General features: G+C 34.8%; 20 protein-coding genes and 3 pseudogenes. 9 read left to right on the forward strand and 14 right to left on the reverse strand.

Annotated features, from left to right (window positions below; all coding sequences use genetic code 11):
* Positions 1-127: 127 nt before the first annotated feature.
* The 4 genes and pseudogenes from M3226_RS30025 to M3226_RS30040 all read right to left on the reverse strand — a co-directional run.
* Positions 128-1045 (reverse strand): annotated as a pseudogene (locus M3226_RS30025) (reverse transcriptase domain-containing protein); the annotation flags it as partial.
* Between the two features lie 797 nt (positions 1046-1842).
* Entirely contained in the window at positions 1843-2904 is a 1062-nt protein-coding gene (locus tag M3226_RS30030) for a hypothetical protein (RefSeq protein WP_251572992.1), read from the reverse strand.
* Between the two features lie 170 nt (positions 2905-3074).
* On the reverse strand, positions 3075-4325 hold the full coding sequence (locus tag M3226_RS30035) for a YHYH domain-containing protein (RefSeq protein WP_251572994.1): 1251 nt from the start codon (positions 4323-4325) through the stop codon (positions 3075-3077).
* A 381-nt stretch (positions 4326-4706) separates the two neighbouring features.
* Positions 4707-4910 carry a hypothetical protein gene (locus M3226_RS30040; RefSeq protein ID WP_251572996.1) on the reverse strand — a complete coding sequence of 68 codons (204 nt, stop codon included), beginning with the start codon at positions 4908-4910 and terminating at the stop codon, positions 4707-4709.
* 445 nt (positions 4911-5355) lie between these two features.
* On the opposite strand from M3226_RS30040, the pseudogene M3226_RS30045 reads away from it, so the two are divergent.
* The 9 genes and pseudogenes from M3226_RS30045 to M3226_RS30085 form a co-directional block, all read left to right on the forward strand.
* Positions 5356-6000 (forward strand): annotated as a pseudogene (locus M3226_RS30045) (ATPase, T2SS/T4P/T4SS family); the annotation flags it as partial.
* Positions 5987-7018 (forward strand): competence type IV pilus assembly protein ComGB, encoded by a 1032-nt coding sequence (comGB, locus tag M3226_RS30050; protein WP_251572998.1) that lies wholly within the window; start codon positions 5987-5989, stop codon positions 7016-7018. The pseudogene M3226_RS30045 and the gene comGB, both read left to right, overlap by 14 nt.
* An 18-nt stretch (positions 7019-7036) precedes the next feature.
* A complete protein-coding gene (gene comGC, locus M3226_RS30055; RefSeq protein ID WP_251573000.1) occupies positions 7037-7348 on the forward strand; it encodes a competence type IV pilus major pilin ComGC in 312 nt (103 codons plus the stop codon).
* 10 nt (positions 7349-7358) lie between these two features.
* Positions 7359-7799, forward strand: a complete 441-nt coding sequence (gene comGD, locus M3226_RS30060; protein ID WP_251573002.1) for a competence type IV pilus minor pilin ComGD — start codon at positions 7359-7361, stop codon at positions 7797-7799.
* Entirely contained in the window at positions 7783-8121 is a 339-nt protein-coding gene (gene comGE / locus M3226_RS30065; RefSeq protein ID WP_251573004.1) for a competence type IV pilus minor pilin ComGE, read from the forward strand. The genes comGD and comGE overlap by 17 nt, the downstream gene beginning before the upstream one ends.
* On the forward strand, positions 8105-8545 hold the full coding sequence (comGF, locus tag M3226_RS30070; RefSeq protein WP_251573006.1) for a competence type IV pilus minor pilin ComGF: 441 nt from the start codon (positions 8105-8107) through the stop codon (positions 8543-8545). Before comGE ends, comGF begins: the two co-directional genes overlap by 17 nt.
* Positions 8542-8925, forward strand: a complete 384-nt coding sequence (gene comGG / locus M3226_RS30075; RefSeq protein ID WP_251573007.1) for a competence type IV pilus minor pilin ComGG — start codon at positions 8542-8544, stop codon at positions 8923-8925. The genes comGF and comGG overlap by 4 nt, the downstream gene beginning before the upstream one ends.
* Positions 8926-8982: 57 nt before the next feature.
* Positions 8983-9171: a YqzE family protein gene (locus M3226_RS30080; protein ID WP_251573009.1), complete on the forward strand. Its 189-nt coding sequence runs from the start codon at positions 8983-8985 to the stop codon at positions 9169-9171.
* A gap of 225 nt (positions 9172-9396) precedes the next feature.
* A pseudogene (locus M3226_RS30085) lies at positions 9397-9528 on the forward strand (transcriptional regulator); the annotation flags it as partial.
* A 346-nt stretch (positions 9529-9874) separates the two neighbouring features.
* Here M3226_RS30085 and M3226_RS30090 read toward each other — a convergent pair.
* The 10 genes from M3226_RS30090 to M3226_RS30135 all read right to left on the reverse strand — a co-directional run bounded on the left by M3226_RS30090 (position 9875) and on the right by M3226_RS30135 (position 18941).
* Positions 9875-10450, reverse strand: coding sequence for a recombinase family protein (locus M3226_RS30090; RefSeq protein WP_251573028.1), 576 nt, complete (start codon positions 10448-10450; stop codon positions 9875-9877).
* Positions 10451-10691: 241 nt separating this feature from the next.
* On the reverse strand, positions 10692-11333 hold the full coding sequence (locus tag M3226_RS30095; RefSeq protein ID WP_251573012.1) for a DUF4304 domain-containing protein: 642 nt from the start codon (positions 11331-11333) through the stop codon (positions 10692-10694).
* A gap of 198 nt (positions 11334-11531) precedes the next feature.
* Complete coding sequence (locus tag M3226_RS30100; protein ID WP_251573013.1) at positions 11532-11996, reverse strand: hypothetical protein; 465 nt, start codon at positions 11994-11996, stop codon at positions 11532-11534.
* A 127-nt stretch (positions 11997-12123) separates the two neighbouring features.
* The gene (locus M3226_RS30105) at positions 12124-12468 is read right to left on the reverse strand and encodes a hypothetical protein (protein WP_251573015.1); all 345 of its coding nucleotides are present in this window, start codon (positions 12466-12468) and stop codon (positions 12124-12126) included.
* Between the two features lie 150 nt (positions 12469-12618).
* Positions 12619-13431, reverse strand: coding sequence for a hypothetical protein (locus M3226_RS30110; RefSeq protein ID WP_251573017.1), 813 nt, complete (start codon positions 13429-13431; stop codon positions 12619-12621).
* A 263-nt stretch (positions 13432-13694) separates the two neighbouring features.
* On the reverse strand, positions 13695-14162 hold the full coding sequence (locus M3226_RS30115) for a hypothetical protein (RefSeq protein WP_251573018.1): 468 nt from the start codon (positions 14160-14162) through the stop codon (positions 13695-13697).
* A gap of 253 nt (positions 14163-14415) precedes the next feature.
* Positions 14416-14916 carry a HEAT repeat domain-containing protein gene (locus M3226_RS30120; RefSeq protein WP_251573020.1) on the reverse strand — a complete coding sequence of 167 codons (501 nt, stop codon included), beginning with the start codon at positions 14914-14916 and terminating at the stop codon, positions 14416-14418.
* Between the two features lie 110 nt (positions 14917-15026).
* On the reverse strand, positions 15027-15461 hold the full coding sequence (locus M3226_RS30125; RefSeq protein WP_251573022.1) for a hypothetical protein: 435 nt from the start codon (positions 15459-15461) through the stop codon (positions 15027-15029).
* Between the two features lie 331 nt (positions 15462-15792).
* The gene (locus M3226_RS30130) at positions 15793-16977 is read right to left on the reverse strand and encodes a hypothetical protein (RefSeq protein WP_251573024.1); all 1185 of its coding nucleotides are present in this window, start codon (positions 16975-16977) and stop codon (positions 15793-15795) included.
* A gap of 713 nt (positions 16978-17690) precedes the next feature.
* On the reverse strand, positions 17691-18941 hold the full coding sequence (locus tag M3226_RS30135; RefSeq protein ID WP_251573026.1) for a hypothetical protein: 1251 nt from the start codon (positions 18939-18941) through the stop codon (positions 17691-17693).
* Positions 18942-19097 lie beyond the last annotated feature (156 nt).

Raw genomic sequence — 19097 nt, forward strand, 5'->3', positions numbered from 1 at the left:
CTTTGATGACTTGTAATTTAAACTCTTTGGAATGTTTTGTGCGTTTCATGATGTCAACCTCCTTGGTACATTAAGCAGTATAATAAATTTTACTCTTACTGTCCAAGTTCATTTTGGGGCTAATAAGCAATTGATTTTTTAAATAACCTTTGGCAGCGTGATATATTCTAATAGCTGATTTATAAGAGTTTGTGAAAATCTTGAAGTCATCTGCATATCTGACGATATACATTTGTTTGAGATTTGTTTTCTTTAACGCTCTTGTCTTACTATTAGGTGCATAAGAATGGTTTAGTTTTAAGCATTCCCATTGGTTAGCTATCCACCAATCTAGATCATTTAAAACAATATTCGATAGAAGAGGGGATAGGATACCTCCTTGCGGAGTTCCTTTGGTTGGAACACCTATGCCTTTTATTGGTGCCTTTAGCATTTTTGAAACAATGACTAAAACTCTTTTATCCCGTATACCTATACTGTATAATTGTTTAATTAATTTTGAATGGCTTACATTGTCAAAGAAACCTTTTATATCAATATCAATTACATGATGTAACTTCACATTATTGACTAAGAACTGACATCTAGCCATTACATGATGAGTTGACCTATTTGGTCTGAAACCGTATGAATGGTGATAAAACTTAGCTTCACAAATTGGCTCTAATACTTGTTTAAACATCTGTTGTATTAATCTATCTCTCATAGTTGGAATTCCTAATGGTCTTTTCTTTCCATTAGGCTTAGGTATTTCAACCCTTCGTACTGTTTGGGGTTTATAATTTATGAGTGATATTCGAATTTCTTCGATAAATTCATCAACATTTTCAATCTTGTATTGGTCAATTGTGATACTGTCAGTTCCAGCTGTTTTTGAACCTGTATTCGCTTTGATGTTTCGAAAGGCTAATAAGATATTATCTTTTGATATGATATTTTCATATAGCCTTAAACCCTTAGTAGCATTGTTTTTACTTCGCTCGTAAAGGTCATCAAATATGTCTTGCATATTGTAATATTCTGCATGTCGTAAAGCTGTACTCACCGATGGATTGTTTCTCCTTCCTTACGGAAAATCCCATCATCTTACTCGACCCTGTGAGTTTCATTCAATTGATTTGCGTTCAAAGAATAAGACTTGGGACCATCCCTCCACGCTCGTTACACGTTTCATTGGTACTATATCCCTACTTTCGCAAGAATAAAGTCATTTCGATGTTTATTTATCTTATAGACACCATCCCGATAGTAGTCGTTTTAAAAGTGGATGTTTCTTACTTACAACGTTCCGATTAATCTAGCTTTGCATATATCCTTAGGTGCTTACTTTAAGCCTGTCAACTCTATATCCTCATTAGTTAGATATTCCGAGGTTCCTATATACTAATCGTACTTTTCGGTGTTTGACACTGCATTTACAGCATACGTCTTTCGAGCGTATTAATTTCTAGACCTGTACATTTGCAAGTTCGTCAGTCCATTTGGACATTCTCACCTTAAATATTTTGTAGCATCCCGACCTATCATGAACCATATTCTGTTTAAGAACTTAGGTACATTTCAGCCGACTTCACCTAGCTTCATACACGTTCGGGCTACTACCATTCCGTGCATGTAGGAGTATTAGATAACTCGTTCCAGCTCAACATGACGGCTTTCATTCCGAGTTTCGATTAATCAGTTGTAATTGCCTTTCGGCAATCCTCCTATTTCGTGCTTTGACACTTATAAGGAAACGTTTCGCACAGTACATTTCTTCACAATCTTGCTTGTAATCATATGAAAGGATGAAGCCATTTTGACTTCATCCACATTATTACTATCTAACATTTTACTACCATCTTAAGGCTGAACATTTATCGTAATCGTAGGTATCGGGTTTTCAAAAGGAAGAGAAACGACTTTATCATCTGTAACTAACAAAAAGTGTACTTCTCCGCCATGATCAAATGTATAAGAGTTTCCTTCCCACAGTCGGTCGGAATTTGATGTATTCAGCGGAGCGCCACTATTCCAAGCATCCGAATAAATGCCGATAATTCCCTGTTCGAAGGCCGCTCTGGTTTTGTCGTCTGCAGGAATAAAGGAGATGGTTTGCCCAACACTCATGTTAAGAATATCCTGTCCTAACAAAACTATATCTTCATTTGGATCCAATTTAAAATTCACTTGGACAGCACCGTCTGGAGATAGATCGGAAGCTGATGTCTTTGAATCGACAAATTGTTCTTCATTAAACGATAACTCATGTGTTCCAAATTGCTGGTCCCCACTCACGACAATCTTCGTATCTTTTTGTTCAACAGACATTGAGTTAACATCAAAGGTCTTTTTTAGAGAGGTTTTCCCGTTTTCTCCAATGAGCAAAGTAATTACTTGGCCAAAACCTGTGCTTCCTCCCGTATCTGCTGCTACAACTGCTATTGCTTGTTTCTTTGAGGTAGATTTGAGAACGGCCATGGATTGGAATTCATAAAAAGGGAATTCTTCACCCGTTAGGATGTCTCCAGACCAATTAGCTGACCAATTTCCAACGGAATCTGATTGTAATACCACCACTTTCCCTTCTCTTCCCCATGCACCACCTTCCTTTTCCAACCCTACTACGACCACATCATGGTCAGGGTATTTGATTAACTGATTTAATTTTAATACCCACCCAGGGTAGAGCTGATCGACGGTCGATTGATTAAATATTACTGTTTTTTTGACAGCTGGAGTGGTTGCTTGGCTTGCCGTATTATTTTTGTTTTTTGATGGTGTTGCTTCCTTTTCGTCGTTCTTGTTGGCCTCTGTTGTTTGGGTATTCTTTTCTGTGTGTTTCCCATCTACGCTTGATGTATTTGAACAAGCTGTTACAAGAATCAAGATTACACAAGTGATCATTACTTTCATTAATCTCAAGGCACTACACTCCTTAGTAGTTTAAAATGTTGATAAAGGTAATCACCTAATACTTTGAACGTAGGTTCAAGCGTAATTATCAGAAATATCCTTTGAATCGCCTCTTATGTCCTGACTTCAAAGCTCCTCAGGTACCTGAAGGGCTTAATTTTGTGGGATATATCTTTACATTAAATAAGTCTCTTTTTTCCATCACGCTTTTTTCTAAATCTGTAAAAGCCACCGCCTACTAATGCCAATGCTACGGCACCGACGCCTCCGGTAGCCTTTAATTTATTTTGTTTGTCTTCGTATTCCTTGAAACCTAACTGATAGTGATGTTTGAATACTGGCTCTGCCTTTTTATATTTAGACGGTATTTCTAAATCTTCGCCTTCCTTACCTAATTGATAGGCTGCTTTTTTAATCTGATTGATTTCTTTATTAGATGCAAATCCTTCTTTATACCAGTCAGTAAATTTATCATTGTTTAATTTAGGATCCTGATATTTGAGCACAGTAAACGCAGCTTCATATCCTTGCTTAATGTAACTTTCCTTTAATTCACTTTGCCCCTTTTCGTACCCCTCTTGATACGCCTCGACGTACATTGTCTCCACATTTTCAGGAGGAGAATTTACATCTTTTTTCCCGTCACTGTAACCTTGTTCCTTAAGTTGCTTCTTCTTTTCTTCCACTCTTTCAGCAACAGCTTTATTAAATCCATCTTCAAAAGATTTTTTTAATCCCGCATGAGATGCGTAGGCAGCAGGAATCACAATTTTATCTTGTTTTTTTCCTAAGGCATAACCGTCATTAGTTGCCTTTGTTTTTGCAGATTCAATTTTTTTCTTACCCTCTTCATATCCTTTATTGTAACCAACAGCATATCCAACTTTAAATGCCTCGCTACCATTGGCTTTTGACATGTCGCTTGGTTTTTCTTGGTAACCATCATTAAGTCCAGCAGGATATCCAGCTTGTTCTCCATTGGCGTTGTCTTTTTCTTCTTGGAGTTGAGCTTTTTGCAGAGGGCTGTTATTAATCAAGGTCAAATCATATCCATATGGAGCCTCACACGGTATTCCATCATCTACTTGGCCATTTCCCCAACCATCCAGATTTTCCGGATCGTAAGTAGCAGAATAACCTTTAGAATTCCAATATGCAATCATATCATCATACGTTGCAAAATCGGTGCAATCTTTGTCATTAATATTAATGCTATTACTTGAAGAGCTGCTTGAAGAACTACTGCTGGAGTTTGATGTTGTACCACCCCCGTTGTGATAGTGATACTCCCCAGTACTAAGTCCCCAGTTACCACAATTGGTTCTGCAAGTATGCCCCCCATTTGAATCAGTTCTTCCTGGGTGTGCATAAGCCATTGAACCAAACAGAAAAGTGAATAAAAATCCAAATAAAACTATTTTCTTCCCCATATTACTCCCCCTTTTTTTCTATTATTTTCTCTATATAAAAAACAGTAGAGGGCTCCCTACTGTATAAGCATTATGTTTATGTAGTTCAAAAGACACAGTATGTAATCTCTATCATTCTTACATATCTTCCACTAAATAACAATTGTTTTTACACTAAAAACCGATAAATTACTACAATGAATCTACAGTAATTACTGCTAAAAGAATAGAGAGAAATCCAGTCATTATGACTGTACTTCTCTCCAGTATTTAAGGAGTATGCATAATTAATATTAATAAACAATCGCTACAAAAGTTAATAAAAAAACATACCTGCACCAATTTTTACTGATATTATCAAGGTTTCAGTATTATTTACGACTGTTGGACTCAGTACAATTCTTAACATTTTTCAATCTTTGTAGCATTCTCTTCATACCACAAATATAACCGCCGTGTATGCCACTTTTCCGCAGCGGCTTTTCTTCGTACAGATTGATATGGGACCCCAAACATTTCGCTGATTACTTTTAACGAAATTTTACTGTGATGACCCGCTTCTATAAACTTGGTTTGAATAATACACCAATTGTATTTTCTCTTCAAAATATCCCCTCCTTAGAGGAATGGCAATTTTAGAGTAATTTCCCTCAGAATTAACCAAATACGACAATTACTAATTCTTTCACTACCTCGTACTAACCATATACAGAGATCCCACGCCAATGGTAATGATGATCATCGTTTCTAACTTTACCTTCTGCATAGTGTATACATGTTACTAATAAATTGGGATAAAGTTAAACTGTTATTTCTTCTTTTAATCTTGCGAATATGTGCGCTATAAAGTCAATTGTTCAGCCATCCCTCGGCATTTTTTTACCTCATATACGAACATTAGTTTCTATTTATATTATAACATATTGAACCAGAAGGGCAGGAAGGTGACAGAACCCGAAATACAAATCTGCTTCATTCTTCTTACACCTCAAAAATTTTTTCTCATCTCGAGCCTTGGAAATACTTAGATTTTACAGTGTTATCCTCAAAAACTCAACCAACTGGATCAGGTAAGACCACAACGCTTTATTCCCTGCTAAATGAAACAGCACACCTCTTTCATCGCAATGTCATCACACTTGAAGATCCTATTGAAAAAAACTATGACTCTGTCCTGCAAGTTCAAGTAAATGAAAAAGCTGGCGTGACCTATGCAGCGGGTCTAAAAGCGATTCTCCGGCATGACCCCGATATCATCATGGTTGGTGAAATCAGGGATGCTGAGACCGCTAAAATCGCAGTGAGAGCAGCACTCACCGGACATTTAGTTTTATCCACTATGCATACACGTGACGCAAAAGGGGCCGTATACCGTCTCCGTGAATTTAGCGTGAACTGGCTAGAAGTCGAGCAAACCTTGATTGCTGTTACAGCTCAAAGATTAGTAGAACTAACTTGTCCCTATTGTGAAGGAGATTGTTCACCGTTGTGCCATACCTATAGCCGATGGAAGAGAGCAAGTGTTTTTGAACTCCTATCCGGCCGAAACTTAAACAATGCCATGAAAGCAGCCAAAGGTGATACGTTAAAAACCCATTACCGGACATTAAAAGAAGTGATTAACAAGGGCATTGCTCTAGGTTACATTCAAGAATCCGAATATGAACGGCTGGTGTATGAAGATGAGCCGTCATAAATGGCGTGTAAATGAACAAGCCAAGTTCTTAAAAAGAACAGGGGACTTACTTTTACGGGGATATCCAATTGCGGAAGCAATTGAGTCCATAGCATTGCAATTGCCATCCAATCGAAAGGAGGAATTATATGGTTGTTTAGTAGAGTTAAAGCAAGGCTCACCTTTTCATGTCGTATTGAGCAACCTTGGTTTTCAGAAAGATTTGATCGGTTATGTCTATTTTGCAGAACAGCATGGAAGTTTTGCTGAAGCACTCCTGGAGGGTAGTGAACTAGCTCTATTAAAAGATAAAGATCTACAAAAACTTTTAAAACTTCTGCAATATCCATTACTCTTAATGTTTATCACTGGGTTTCTATTTATTTTTATTGAAAACACCTTATTGCCTAGATTTACAACGCTGTTTGCCTCACTTGGACTTAAGGAAAATTTCTTTACTAAAGTCCTATATGCGTTTGACCATTATTTTCCGATAGCTATTGGGGCTTTTCTTCTCATCCTCTTCTTGACAGCTGTCTATTATTTATTTGCATTTCGTAAACTCTCGATCCTCAAGCAAAGGGCCCAGCTTGTTCGCATTCCCATTGCCGGCAGCATCCTCAAATTATTGTTCACACACTACTTTTCCATTCAATTAAGTTTCCTATTATCCGGTGGCATATCCGTCTCTGAAGCCCTTTCACTTTTTGAAAATAATAAAAAACAGCTATTTTACAGTCGAGTAGCCGCGGATATTAAAGCCAAACTTGTAACCGGAGAAACATTAGAAACTATTATTGCTTCCTTTTCATTCTTCGAGAAAGAATTCCCCATGATTATCAAACATGGCCAAGAAAATGGAAAATTAGAGCAAGAATTACTTTTTTTCAGTAAGCATTGTGTCAGCCGTATGGAGGAAAAGATCGAAAAGAGTTTAAAAACTATCCAGCCTATTTTGTATATATTTATAGGATGTTTAGTGGTTTCTATGTATTTAGCTATTCTGTTACCAATGTTCCATCTACTTGATGGAATCTAAAAAATGGAGGTTTTTAAAATGAGGAAAACTGAAAAAGGATTTACATTAATTGAAATGATGATTGTTATGTTAATAATTTCTGTTTTGCTGATGATTACTATTCCGAACGTGGCTAAACACAATTCAAATATCAACAATAAAGGATGTGAAGCCTACGTGAAGATGGTCCAAGCTCAAGTTCAATCCTACCAAATGGAAAAAAATAAAATTCCAACACTTGGGGAATTACAAACAGCAGGCTATTTAAGGGATGTCAAAGGCTGTCCGAATGGTCAAGAGGTGGCGATCGATTCGGAAGGTAATGTTACTGCTGCAGCAAAAACAGAATAATCATAAAAAAATGAACAGATATCAAAAAGGCTATACATTGGTTGAGTCATTACTTGTACTATCCATGTTCATGATTATTTCCTCTATCACAGTGTTTACTCTACAACCGCAACATTTTGTATTGGAAGATGAGGCCTTCATTTCACAATTTAGGTCGGATCTCCTCTACACACAACAATATGCTATTTCTCACCAGTATGAGGTATCCATAGTGATAAAGCCCGATCAATACAAATACTATGTAATTGGAAAGGCAAATCGTCCGCCTATAGTAGAGCGAAATTACTCCACCAATATTACTATTACCGAAGGATCGATCCCCCTCTATTTCAAATTCCTGCCTGATGGTAAAGTCAATAAATTTGGCTCCTTTTTTATTCAAACTAAGAAAAAAAGATATCGGGTGACCTTTTTAATTGGGGAGGGAAGGTTTTATGTTACGGAGCAATAAGGGTTATTTCCTTCTGGAATTACTGCTGTCACTTTCAACCATGTTAATGATCTGTCTATTCTTACTCCCCTTATTAATGGAGTTGAGAGACCAGACCAGTAAATTAGAAATAGAGCGAACGGCACAAAGATTTATGTATCAAGAACTGAAAGCAAAAATAATTGATAGCCGTACAATTTCCAATTACGCCGTTATTCAAAATAATATTGAATATAAAATTATCTGGGTGAATACTAGTCCGGCGGGTCAAAAGGAGGTGTGTGTAAAGGTTGAAAAGAATTCATTTCATACGGAGGCAAATTTTTGTGGTGTTCTCGAATGAAAGAGCCTTTACCTTAATTGAGGTATTAATTGCTTTTTCGGTCTTTTCCACAATTGTATTTTTTATGGCACCTATTTTTCAAATCCTCCTTAACCAAAAAAGTGCGCAAATGGACTTGCAGGGAATGGAATGGGAAGTTTTTTGCAGTCAAGTAACAAAAGAAATTTCCACAGTGTCTCATGCCGAGGTTCTTTCAGGACGGTTGATTTTAACAAAAGGTTCAGAAACCATTCAATATGAAAAGTATGATTCGAACCTTAGACGAAGAGTAAATTCCACCGGACATGAAATCATTCTTCAAAATGTTTCACAATATTCATTTTCAGTCGTAAACAATGCTGTGAAAATTACCGTAGTAGATATATGGGGAAAAGAATATTCAGTTATTGCCTTCTCCTTCTTACAATGGAATACAAGTACATGAAAAAGCATGAAAGTGGTTTTACCTATCCCCTAACCTTATGCACCTTACTCCTATTCCTGATCTTTTTCTCGATGAATATTGAGCAATTATTATCTGAACGGAAAATGACAGGTGAAACTACGGAAATTCTTAAGCAGGAATATTATTTCTTGTCTTCTGCCAAAAAAGTAGAATCGCTATATCAATCCCGTGGTATCATACCTGCTAAAGGGACATTTATGTATGTAAATGGAACAATGGATTACCGGGCGGAGACTCCTACTGCCTATATACAAATTGTGGACTTCACACTCGTTCTTCGTTCTCGTGAACCTATAGTGGGTTATGGATATTTTGATACACGTTCCAAAACGATGATTAAATGGGAAGAAGCCAAATAAACGGTATGAATTTATAAAAAATGGACATAATGTAGGTGTAAAAAGGCAGGTGTGTCCATGAAAACAAATGATTATGTTAAATATATGACCCAAACGATTGTAAAATATGTTGATCAGCCAAAGGAAGAACGAAAACGAAACCGGATGGAGAAAAAGCAAACGAAAGCAGATTTCTGGTACCGTTGGTTTGGTATCCTCCCCTATATACTTTATTCTGAAATAAAGAAAAAACGAAGATTTAAGTAGCGGTATTTATATATCGCTTCTTTTTTCGTCAAATAAATACCTAGTTCTTCTATTGACAAACGAAGAAACTACTTCAAATTAGAAACTTTTTTTATTTTGTTAGGAAAAAAGACAAGAATTGTGAACATTTTCTAAACATATAGTGTTAACATTGTTAACTTCATTCCTTTGTTATTTCGCCTGTATTATAATGGAGTAAATTATGGGGGTTCGAGGTGAACAGTGATGGAACAAACATTAAAAATAACAAACGTTTTGTCAGATCCAACACGGTACTATATTTATCAATACATCACCAAACGTCATCAAGAAGTTACAGTTCAAGAGGTAGCTGAAAATTTTAATATCCATCCAAATTTTTAGCCTTCCATCAAGGTAAATTAGAGGGTTTTAAATACAGTTCTGTCTTTAGTATAGCATTCCAATATTGTTAACTTCAATTACTAAAATGTATCCGCTGAGGTTAACAATCATAACCAGTTGCAGATACCCTTCTTCATTTTCTAAAGCCCAGAAAAGTAATTGTTGCACACGTTAAAATACTGTCAACTAAGAAGTTTTTCTTATCCTTTACACGGTACTGTTTTTTACATCTGATTGCAGGAGTGGTACAGCTACTACGCAATTGAACTTAAAAACCATTGTTTTTGGTGAAAACCACCCCCCTATAAGCACAAAAGACACTCTTTTGAGTGCCTTCCTCTTACCTAATACCTTCCCTATCCAACAATCTATATATTGTACCTGTGCCTACTTTAAACGTTGTACGAATATCATTAATAGACTTCCCTTGCTTATAAGCTTCTATGATTGCTTTCATTCTTTGTTCTTCTTTTCCACCCTCTACTAACTTTGTTTTTCTCCCTTTGAATTTCCCTTGACTTTTGGCTATCTCGATTCCTTCCTTTTGTCTTTGCTTAATCATTTTACGTTCAAACTGTGCCAGACCTGAAAAGATTGTGAATAGAAACTCGCTCATTGGATTGTCATCAGATAAGTCTAACCACTTATCTGTTATAGATTTTAGTCCAGCACCTTTACTCTGAATGATTTCAACAATTGTAAGCAGGTCTTTTGTAGAACGGGATAAGCGACTAATTTCATGAATGATTACCATATCACCCGCTTTAAGTTCTTCTAACATTCTTTGTAGTTCTGGACGATCCATTGAAGCACCACTTAGCTTTTCAATATAAAAATATGTACAACCAGCTTCCTTCAAGGACTTCTTTTGTCGTGCAATGTTTTGGGATTCACTACTTACACGTATATAGCCCACTGTTTTCAATTTAATCCACTCCATTACCGTTCTATTTAATAATATTTTATTAACAATTTCGGTAATAGTCAAACGGTAATAATTAGAGGTCATGGAACCCTTGATATGATTTACTTCCCTTTTGTTCCTGTTCATTACCGTTTAACTGTAGTCTATCGGTAAAACAGGAAACTATCTTCTACGATTAATTAACCAATGGATACATAAAAAAGCTTTACTTCTACTTGAAGTGAAGCCTCCGTTACTTGAATAACGCATCTATTCGTTTTTTCTCTTGTTCAAACAAATCGTTATACATATCCAACTTCGTGTTATGCCTCAAATGTTCTGCAAAATATTTTGCTTTATAATATTTGTTATAACCGTTATGTTGATTTTCGATATTGACAAAAGCAGTTTCTAAATCAGTATTATTTTTATACCATTTTAGTCCATCGTCTATAAAGGATTTACTAATATCTAATATTACTTCATCAATATTAGACCCGTCTTGCTCAACCCACCAAATATCATTTCGATTTCTTTCAGCTGGGTTATCAAAATGATTAATGTAATTAGATTGGTCAAGCTTACAATATAACTGTTCTTGAAGATGGCATTGGTGCTGTCTAGGAAGTAATTCACCATTAGTACCTTTTTTCATTTCACCTTCTTCAGGTGGTACAAAGACATAATATATTCCAAGACCAATCTGAATAGACATAGGTGACCAACCTGTAACATCGGAGAAATGCTTTCCAACAGCACCTATTTCTAATACCCATATACATTGGTCCATCCAACACCAATTATTTCTTGTATTTACTTTATTGAAGCCATTTTCTTTTAATATAGGAGATAAAATTTTTCGAATTACTTTATTAATCTCAGGAGAACCAATCATTGTTATCCACCTCTAAAATCCCTTTATACCACTATTATAAATCCATTTCTTATTGAACTAAACTGTAAAGACAATAAAAAAGGACTGCCGAAACAGTCGATCTGCGTGAATACAGATAGCTAGGCTTGAAGTTGTCGCTCCTCCTCCCCTGTGTCAAAAGCGTTCCTGCATGATACAGAAACGCACTTTACCATCATTTTATATCCCACAATGGTATAAATAACAATCGCCATTGGCTATATGTAATGTCATTGATATGATTTTTTCAAATAGCTTAATTACTTCATCTCGGTTGAACACTAACTTCTCGTACGTGCCTAATATTTCATCATTTTCGTCATAAACAAATTCTCCAGTAAGTTCAAGTGTAGTTGGGGCATTTTTAAATAAATCTCTCCAAGAGGAAAACACTCTTTCTAGTGTTGGAAAAGAATGCTTATCAAAAAGTGTAACACCATGATAATTAAGACCCAGACCAGTTGGAGTTCCCGACAATGCTGGATTTTTACTAGGTATCCATTCTAAAGAATCAAAAATATATAGGATCAAATTGTCATGGATAACCTCACTATCAATAACACTGTTGTTGTTTTCCCTATGCACCCAAAAATCTTTTACATCAACGGTGTTCGGAATTAGGTAAAATTCATGCTCAAGACCCATGCTTTCCTCCCTCCTTAAAACAAATGATTTTTCATACAGATAGGTAAGGGTTTGAAGTTACCTCTTCCTTTACTTAGTGCAAAAAAGCGATCCTGCTTGTAACATGAACGCATCTATTAGATGATAGTCAAAACTCTAAACCAGCATACAACCTTGCTGAAGTAGAAGGAGAGTACCTCACTTTATATTTAGTACCAAGTTCCTTCTTGACCTTCTCAGTAAGTTGTTGACCTAGCAAATTGAACTTACTTTCCATTTCAATTCCGTTTGGGCGTAATGTATCTTTACTCCAATCAATCCACCTACCGTACATCATTCCCCATCTCATAACTTCTTCTTTTAATTCATCCGTAATGGGAACTTCTTCAATATCAAAGTTACAACCACATTGATTGCACCAAATCGGGTCAGTATCAACATCACCTTCAACTTTCAAATCAAAAGTTTTTTTATCCTCACAAAAACACCGCAAAAGGACACACTCCTTTATTGAGACTGATTTCACACTTTTATTTTAACTAACCCATAAGCACAATACAAAAAAGCGTTCCTGCCTGTTACAGAAACGCAGTTATTTGCACCGAAAGCTTTAGGAATCTGCATACCATTTTCAACAGGCTTATCACTGCCTTTTTTCCGTTAAACATTCTTCCTCGGGTTTCATTTTTATCAGTTTCCACTTGCCATTCCCTACATTTCGAAATTGAGCAATTTCTACGTCAGTTCCATTCGTTAATGTGAAAAAAATCAAGCAATAATCCGCTCCATCATTGCCCCGAAAATATATATTTTTTACATAACCATCTTTCACTGTCGGGTATCTTTTTTGAATCAGCTTGCACCAACTTCCGTATTTCACTTCAACAACTGATTCCGCATCATGACTCCATCCATGATAAGGAGCACATAGAAAGTCTTCTTCAATCTTACTCAAGTCAGAAATTCGATACCCATCGTTTTCATTAACAAGCTGGATAAATCCGTAATAATACCCAAAATACTCTGCTTTTTTTTCCAGAGACCCTTCAATCGTTTCGATTTCATAAAAAAACCTTATGCCATGTTTTCTATCTGGCACTCTACATAGCTTTATCAAACTCGTATGCCCTACACCAGCAAACGAATGAAAATAGTTTTCATAAGTTAGTTTTCTTTGGTACTCTTCGGACAGAAAATTAAAAGCAATTGGAAATGGAGTACGTGCCTGACCAACCGTTCCGCAACTTCTCCCACCCAAATTTTCAGCTTCACGTAAGACGCTAAAATAGTTAATAAGAGTTTCTTCGGGGGTTATAGTCAATTCAGAAGGTAATTTGATTTGGTCATGTGTTTTTTCAGAAAAAAGTGAATAGAACTCCGAAGTGTCAAATCTTAAATTTAAAGCTGGCAAGCAAGATGGACGAAAATATTGTTGATGATAAGTGGCTTTTTCCATTTGATCCCGTTGAAACACATTCATCACCCCTCATACAGTTTATGGGTGAACGAAACATATTGCCTTCAAATTCAAAAAATAAGATGTAATGTAAGTGAAAAGGAGATACTCCTTAACATTCCATCAAGAGCCATTCTGAGCGTCTGTGACGTTGTACTATAGACAAAATAATTCTTCTAACCGCCATTATCACAATAAGAAAACAGCATTACCCCATTGTTGAAGGTAATGAACTTGGTTGGTTGAACAGGAGTAATTAGGCTCTATTCCTGTTTAATTACTTTTTTGGCTTCTTTCTCTATCGTTACTATTAATGCAACCTTTGTTAAGTTTGAAATATTATCTCCATATCGAAAATCATCAATCATTTCGCTAATCTTATACCACTCTTCTAGATCATCAGGATAATCAAGTTCACGAACAACTTCATATATCTTATAGGCTAAATCAATAGCATTATTTTCATCTTCTTCAAGAATCCTTTTTGCTATCTGCAGAATGTAATACTCAGCACACTCCTCAAATGATGGTTCTTTCAAATTTAATTCCCTTAACACCCTTCTAAAATAATCTTCTACCTCAAAAATATTAAGTGGTTCTCTTAGAGATGAAAGTATGTTTAAAGAAAACGAATCATTATCATTTTCCAACATTTTCAAAGCCCAATTAACATAATCAAAAGGGGCGACATCATCTTGATATATCTTATAAAACAAAATAGGAGTGTCCATTTAACTTCATCCTTTTTTAACTATTCTTAACCCTCTCCATAAAAAGGCTTATAACTAAAATTCTTCATTATGAAATAAAACACCTTCTTCGATTCAAGTCAGTTAGTTGAAAAATCACATGCCAAATCACACGTAGAATCATCTCAATTGACTAATTCCGAATAGATTCACATGTAAACATAATATAGTGGATCGTGGGGGCAAGGCATTACCCATTGTTGAAGAAATGTTCGATTAGCTTTCTAACGAAAAGTCAATTATGCTTTAATGCGTACAATCGTTGTAACGTATCTGATAGAACATCGTGTTTACGTTCTAATTCAGTAAGTTCAACTTTGATTGTTTCAATACTTTTTAATAACATTTCATTTGGCATCGTTCCCTTCATTGCTTCAATTAGATGAAATGCTTCCGCTTGGACTTCAAAATTACCAGTTATCAAATGATGAATTAAAGAATCAAGATGTGCTGAACAATCAAACGGTTGAAGAGAATAAAGAAGAGTTCCCCTATATCCCAAAGTCTTAGGATCGTTAATCATATCTATTATTGGTTTTACTACTTCATTGCCACCAATATCACTTAGGCAAATTGCAATTTGATTTCTTATTTGATGGCTATTTGTCCTTTTTAAAAATTCTATAAGGAGCGGAATCTCTTCTTTGAACTTTTCGTTTTCAACTACATCTAACAAATTCTCCACTTCTTTTAAATCATCATTTTCTAATGCCTTTCTTAATAACTGGATGTCCATTCCTTTTAACCTCTCCTTTAACGATATAAAAAAGGACTGCCGAAACAGTCGATCTGGTGTGAATCTAAGCATCAGCATCAGTTAATTGAAGAACTTAGTGATTAAATTGTTTACGGATGTTCTCTTGTCTGAGCGTACAAATCAAGCATATACTCTTTATTATTTTCTGCACCTTCTTCATCAAGTTCAAGGTCATCAACCCATTGATAATAATGTCCCAACTCGTGAGCGACAGAACCAAGAATAGAAGCAAGTGCGTTATCTTGACCAATTTCCTCTACTAATTCTAAGTAGTCACCAGTAGCAACTCTAATATAAGGCTCTTCACTTTTGTCAAAAGGAGCAAAAAATGTAGCAGATACTAATTCTTTAGAAAACTTATTTTTAATTTGATAATCTTTCTTTAGATAAACAACAACTCGGATGGGAAATTCAAATTCTCCCCTTAACCACGTTGCAAATTCTAGACAAGACCTTCTAACTTCTGGATGAATCCCTTTGTCACACCTTATTCTTAAACCATCTCTTGGGTGGTCTTGTTTCATTTAATCACCCCAAATACCAATTACACTTTAATTCCACTAAGAAAACCTGTTTTCCTTCTTCCGCACATTGATAGTTGAAACATCATACGACCATTCACACGTAGAATCATCTCAATTGAGAGGTTTTTGAATAGATTCGCACGTGAATATAATAGTGTGGATCGTGAGGGCAGAATACTCTTCTTTGATAAAACTTCTATTTTATGTAGAAAACCCCCATCGGAAATGGAGGTTTAATCTTTTTGCTTTATGTTTGAAATGCTTGATTAGCATTATATATGTTTTTGTGTTTATATAAGGTTAATCAAAAATTCCAAAACCCTATAATCAATTATTTAAAGTTGTAACCATAATGTTCTTGAAGCTTTTCATATGCATCTACATATAGACCTAGAAACATCAATTTCTTATTTTTAATCCATTCGGAATCATCAAAATTAATGATAACCTGCTTCTCTTTTCCACCAAATTCATCTAAAAATTTGTTATTTTCCTTTATAGCATTGTTCTGTCTACCCTGTGCTAATTCAACAACATATTTATCTCTTGCTTCATGAAACTGTTTACGATTTTTCAAATGATATTGCAGTTCATCACTGTTGTACAAGTCAATTGCCCCACGATTTTCCTTTTTCTCCAGCCAACGTTTAATAGGATTATCGCCTGCTTGTAAATATAATGTATGTGCTTCAAATGTTCTTAATAAATTTAACTGGCATCCAATTTCATCTGTAATTTCATATAATAATTTATCATGTTCTAACCAGTATTCTTTTACATCTGATTTATTACGGTAACGATTAATTTCCTTTAAAGATAGGTGTTTAAATTTTGGTGACTGTTGTAACTTCCTTCTCATTTTTGCAACTTTATCAATAACATATGGTGTTAATTCAACATATTCAGAATATCCATTTTCATCTTTACGTTTTCCAATAGTATGTTTGTTATGTATGATTAACTTTGCATCCTCTAATTTTTTTATGTATCCCATAAAATGATTTGTTAATCTAGTAATCTCTTTATCAATATAATCATATACAACTGTTTGTGTGATTGTATCTATGACTTTTTTTTCCTTTAAGGTAGCAATTTCATTCATCAAAAAATCATGGTTATACTTTGCATTAGTAGCAGTGTAAAGTTCTTCTGGAATGAAACGAAAATCAAATAACAATTTTGTTGTGGTCGTTGGTACACTAATATTTGATTTAATTATTCGTTCTAAAATCATAATAGGAAAACCTTGTTCATAATTCACTGGTAATTGCCCCTCCCCATTGAACTTTCGTTTATCTTCACGTTCTACCATTTCTTCACGTTCATCGCCAATAAAGTATTTTGTTTTTTTACCACCCTTACCTTCAATTTTAACTTCTTCATAAATTTGGTTTAAATCTTTTACAAAACGATTAAACATATTTTGTTGTAGCCTTCCATTTTTGATTAAGTGTTTTTTTATAACCTCATCACCTTTAAACATTACAATTTCTTCTTGGCTGTATTCTGTCAACATTTTACTTCTTAAACTCCTTTTTTTAATTTTTTTGATACAAAATCGATTAATAGATAATTAATAAATTATATATAGGGCGATTTTGTATCATTTTCAAGTATCAATTATGTACTTTGTCACACTCGGAAAGTACCAAACGAGTGATTAATTTCTAGTATGTATGTTAAGCGACTTTGCGTACTTTGGTCGCAACAATGCGAAATCTGTGACAGCAGTTTTGCATTGCTTGTCAAAGTACATGACCAACAATTATTATGTATGTATTGCATAACTTAACCTCTACTCTATGACATTCCCTCACCTCCCAAAAAATGAAACAGATTGATACTAAAAGCATCAACCTGTCAACTTATTACTCTTAAATTATATCATATTTTTTCGCTTTTGTCGAATTTTATATTACATTATCTATTGATTTTTATTGGAAAGTATGGTATTAAGAATACCTTTTTGTAGACCGTTTTTAAATGTTTCATTTTGTTGTAGATGAAGAAGTTACCAATGGAGTTCAGTGAGAGTGAGGGAACAGGAAGTAGTGCAACGGACTTGCAACCACATGCTCATCAGTTTTGGCACTCCATATTTAGGTTGTTTATGTTCTTTTGACAAGAATCTTTTGTTGTGCTTCAACATCAACTAACGCTCCCATTTAGCTATTCTAACCGTAAGTGGAAGCCATTTTTCAACTCTTGTTCACATGGATAATCAGAAGGCTATTGATCGGAAAACAATCCCTCCCACTCTTCATCAGAGAGTAGTCTTTCACGGTATTTTAAGTCATTAGGTATATTCTTATTTATTAAGCATTTATTTTCCAAGCAGTCCAAATACAATGCCAATTGAACTAACGCATAATGCTCAAAATCACCCTCAGCATCTTCAAACGAAACATACTTTTCTAGAAACGGCATCGCATCTTCTAATTGTTCATACGCCCATTGCTTATCACCTTCGCTTGCAAAATCATAATTTAGATAGCTGATTTTCTCCAAATTATAACCATATTTCCTTCGTTCAACACTTTCACTATCTGGATCATATAATTCAATGTATATTGATGTTTCAACGTTTCTTTTAGGATATAACAATCCGTTATTTTCCAATCCCTCATAACTCATATTTTGCAAGCTATTATATTCAAATTCGATTGCATATTTTAAAGCGTTGAGATATAAAACCATCTTAATTTCGTTTTTGGGGTTCGATAACTTTAGTTTAAATAAATTTAAAATGGAACCAAATGGACTGTAATTTGAACCGTATCGTTCACTCCGTTCTGTGTCTAGATTTCTTAGATAATCAATATAATTGTCAAACTCTTTTTCTTTTTTTATTGGTCTATCCTTAAAATCAGAAATAACCTGTTTGTGATATTGGTCAATTGCATTTGTTATTTCTGCAACAAACTCTAATCTCGTTTTAACGTATTCAAATATTTGTGAAATGTATATCCCAACTCTTTTATGATCACTTCCATCCTTACTTGTGTAAACAACTGCGTAAATATCACAAACATCTTTTCTCCATATTCTTCCGTCATTCCAAGCTACAAAAGGGCTACATTCAAAATCGTTATCTTGATACCTTTTGTGTCGGCTTGTTTCTACTGGATGCACTGAACATAAAGATCGCAAATATTCAAAATACCTCTCATCTGTTCCTTCCCCATCCTCGCCAACTTGATTAAAAATATCGGTCGACTTTTTAATTTCATCATCGGATACATCAAAAATTTTTGCCAGTTCTTTTACACAATCCACAACCACAGACGCATTATTCATAAAGTCATAAAAATCAAAAGCACTTCTACTGTGCTTTCCAGTATTTAATTTAAGTCCATTTAAGTAATCAACAGTATCGTCAAGCCTGTCCATAATAGCACAAATTTTATCCCATGCACGGTGTTCTTCATTTTTTTTGCGATAGAATCTTTTATTATAAGTGATATTTTGCTCCTCGTTCACTTTATCTCTTAATATTTTTAGAACCTTAGTGTAAACGAGCACAATATTTCAGTTATTCATTTTCACTTTAGTCCAGAAAAAAATCTGAAATAATTTGCTTGTTTTTTCATTTTAATTCAGATTGTGAAAAATCTTAATCAAATTATTTCAGCTTAA

This window comes from Neobacillus cucumis, assembly GCF_023715505.1.

What these genes read in the sequence shown, in the direction of transcription:
- M3226_RS30035 (WP_251572994.1), bottom strand. Translation starts at nt 4,325, where the DNA reads ATGGGGAAGAAAATAGTTTTATTTGGATTTTTATTCACTTTTCTGTTT.
- comGB (WP_251572998.1), top strand. Translation starts at nt 5,987, where the DNA reads ATGAGCCGTCATAAATGGCGTGTAAATGAACAAGCCAAGTTCTTAAAA.
- comGC (WP_251573000.1), top strand. Translation starts at nt 7,037, where the DNA reads ATGAGGAAAACTGAAAAAGGATTTACATTAATTGAAATGATGATTGTT.
- comGD (WP_251573002.1), top strand. Translation starts at nt 7,359, where the DNA reads ATGAACAGATATCAAAAAGGCTATACATTGGTTGAGTCATTACTTGTA.
- comGE (WP_251573004.1), top strand. Translation starts at nt 7,783, where the DNA reads ATGTTACGGAGCAATAAGGGTTATTTCCTTCTGGAATTACTGCTGTCA.
- comGG (WP_251573007.1), top strand. Translation starts at nt 8,542, where the DNA reads ATGAAAAAGCATGAAAGTGGTTTTACCTATCCCCTAACCTTATGCACC.
- M3226_RS30080 (WP_251573009.1), top strand. Translation starts at nt 8,983, where the DNA reads ATGAAAACAAATGATTATGTTAAATATATGACCCAAACGATTGTAAAA.
- M3226_RS30095 (WP_251573012.1), bottom strand. Translation starts at nt 11,333, where the DNA reads ATGATTGGTTCTCCTGAGATTAATAAAGTAATTCGAAAAATTTTATCT.
- M3226_RS30100 (WP_251573013.1), bottom strand. Translation starts at nt 11,996, where the DNA reads ATGGGTCTTGAGCATGAATTTTACCTAATTCCGAACACCGTTGATGTA.
- M3226_RS30110 (WP_251573017.1), bottom strand. Translation starts at nt 13,431, where the DNA reads ATGGAAAAAGCCACTTATCATCAACAATATTTTCGTCCATCTTGCTTG.
- M3226_RS30115 (WP_251573018.1), bottom strand. Translation starts at nt 14,162, where the DNA reads ATGGACACTCCTATTTTGTTTTATAAGATATATCAAGATGATGTCGCC.
- M3226_RS30120 (WP_251573020.1), bottom strand. Translation starts at nt 14,916, where the DNA reads ATGGACATCCAGTTATTAAGAAAGGCATTAGAAAATGATGATTTAAAA.
- M3226_RS30125 (WP_251573022.1), bottom strand. Translation starts at nt 15,461, where the DNA reads ATGAAACAAGACCACCCAAGAGATGGTTTAAGAATAAGGTGTGACAAA.
- M3226_RS30130 (WP_251573024.1), bottom strand. Translation starts at nt 16,977, where the DNA reads ATGTTGACAGAATACAGCCAAGAAGAAATTGTAATGTTTAAAGGTGAT.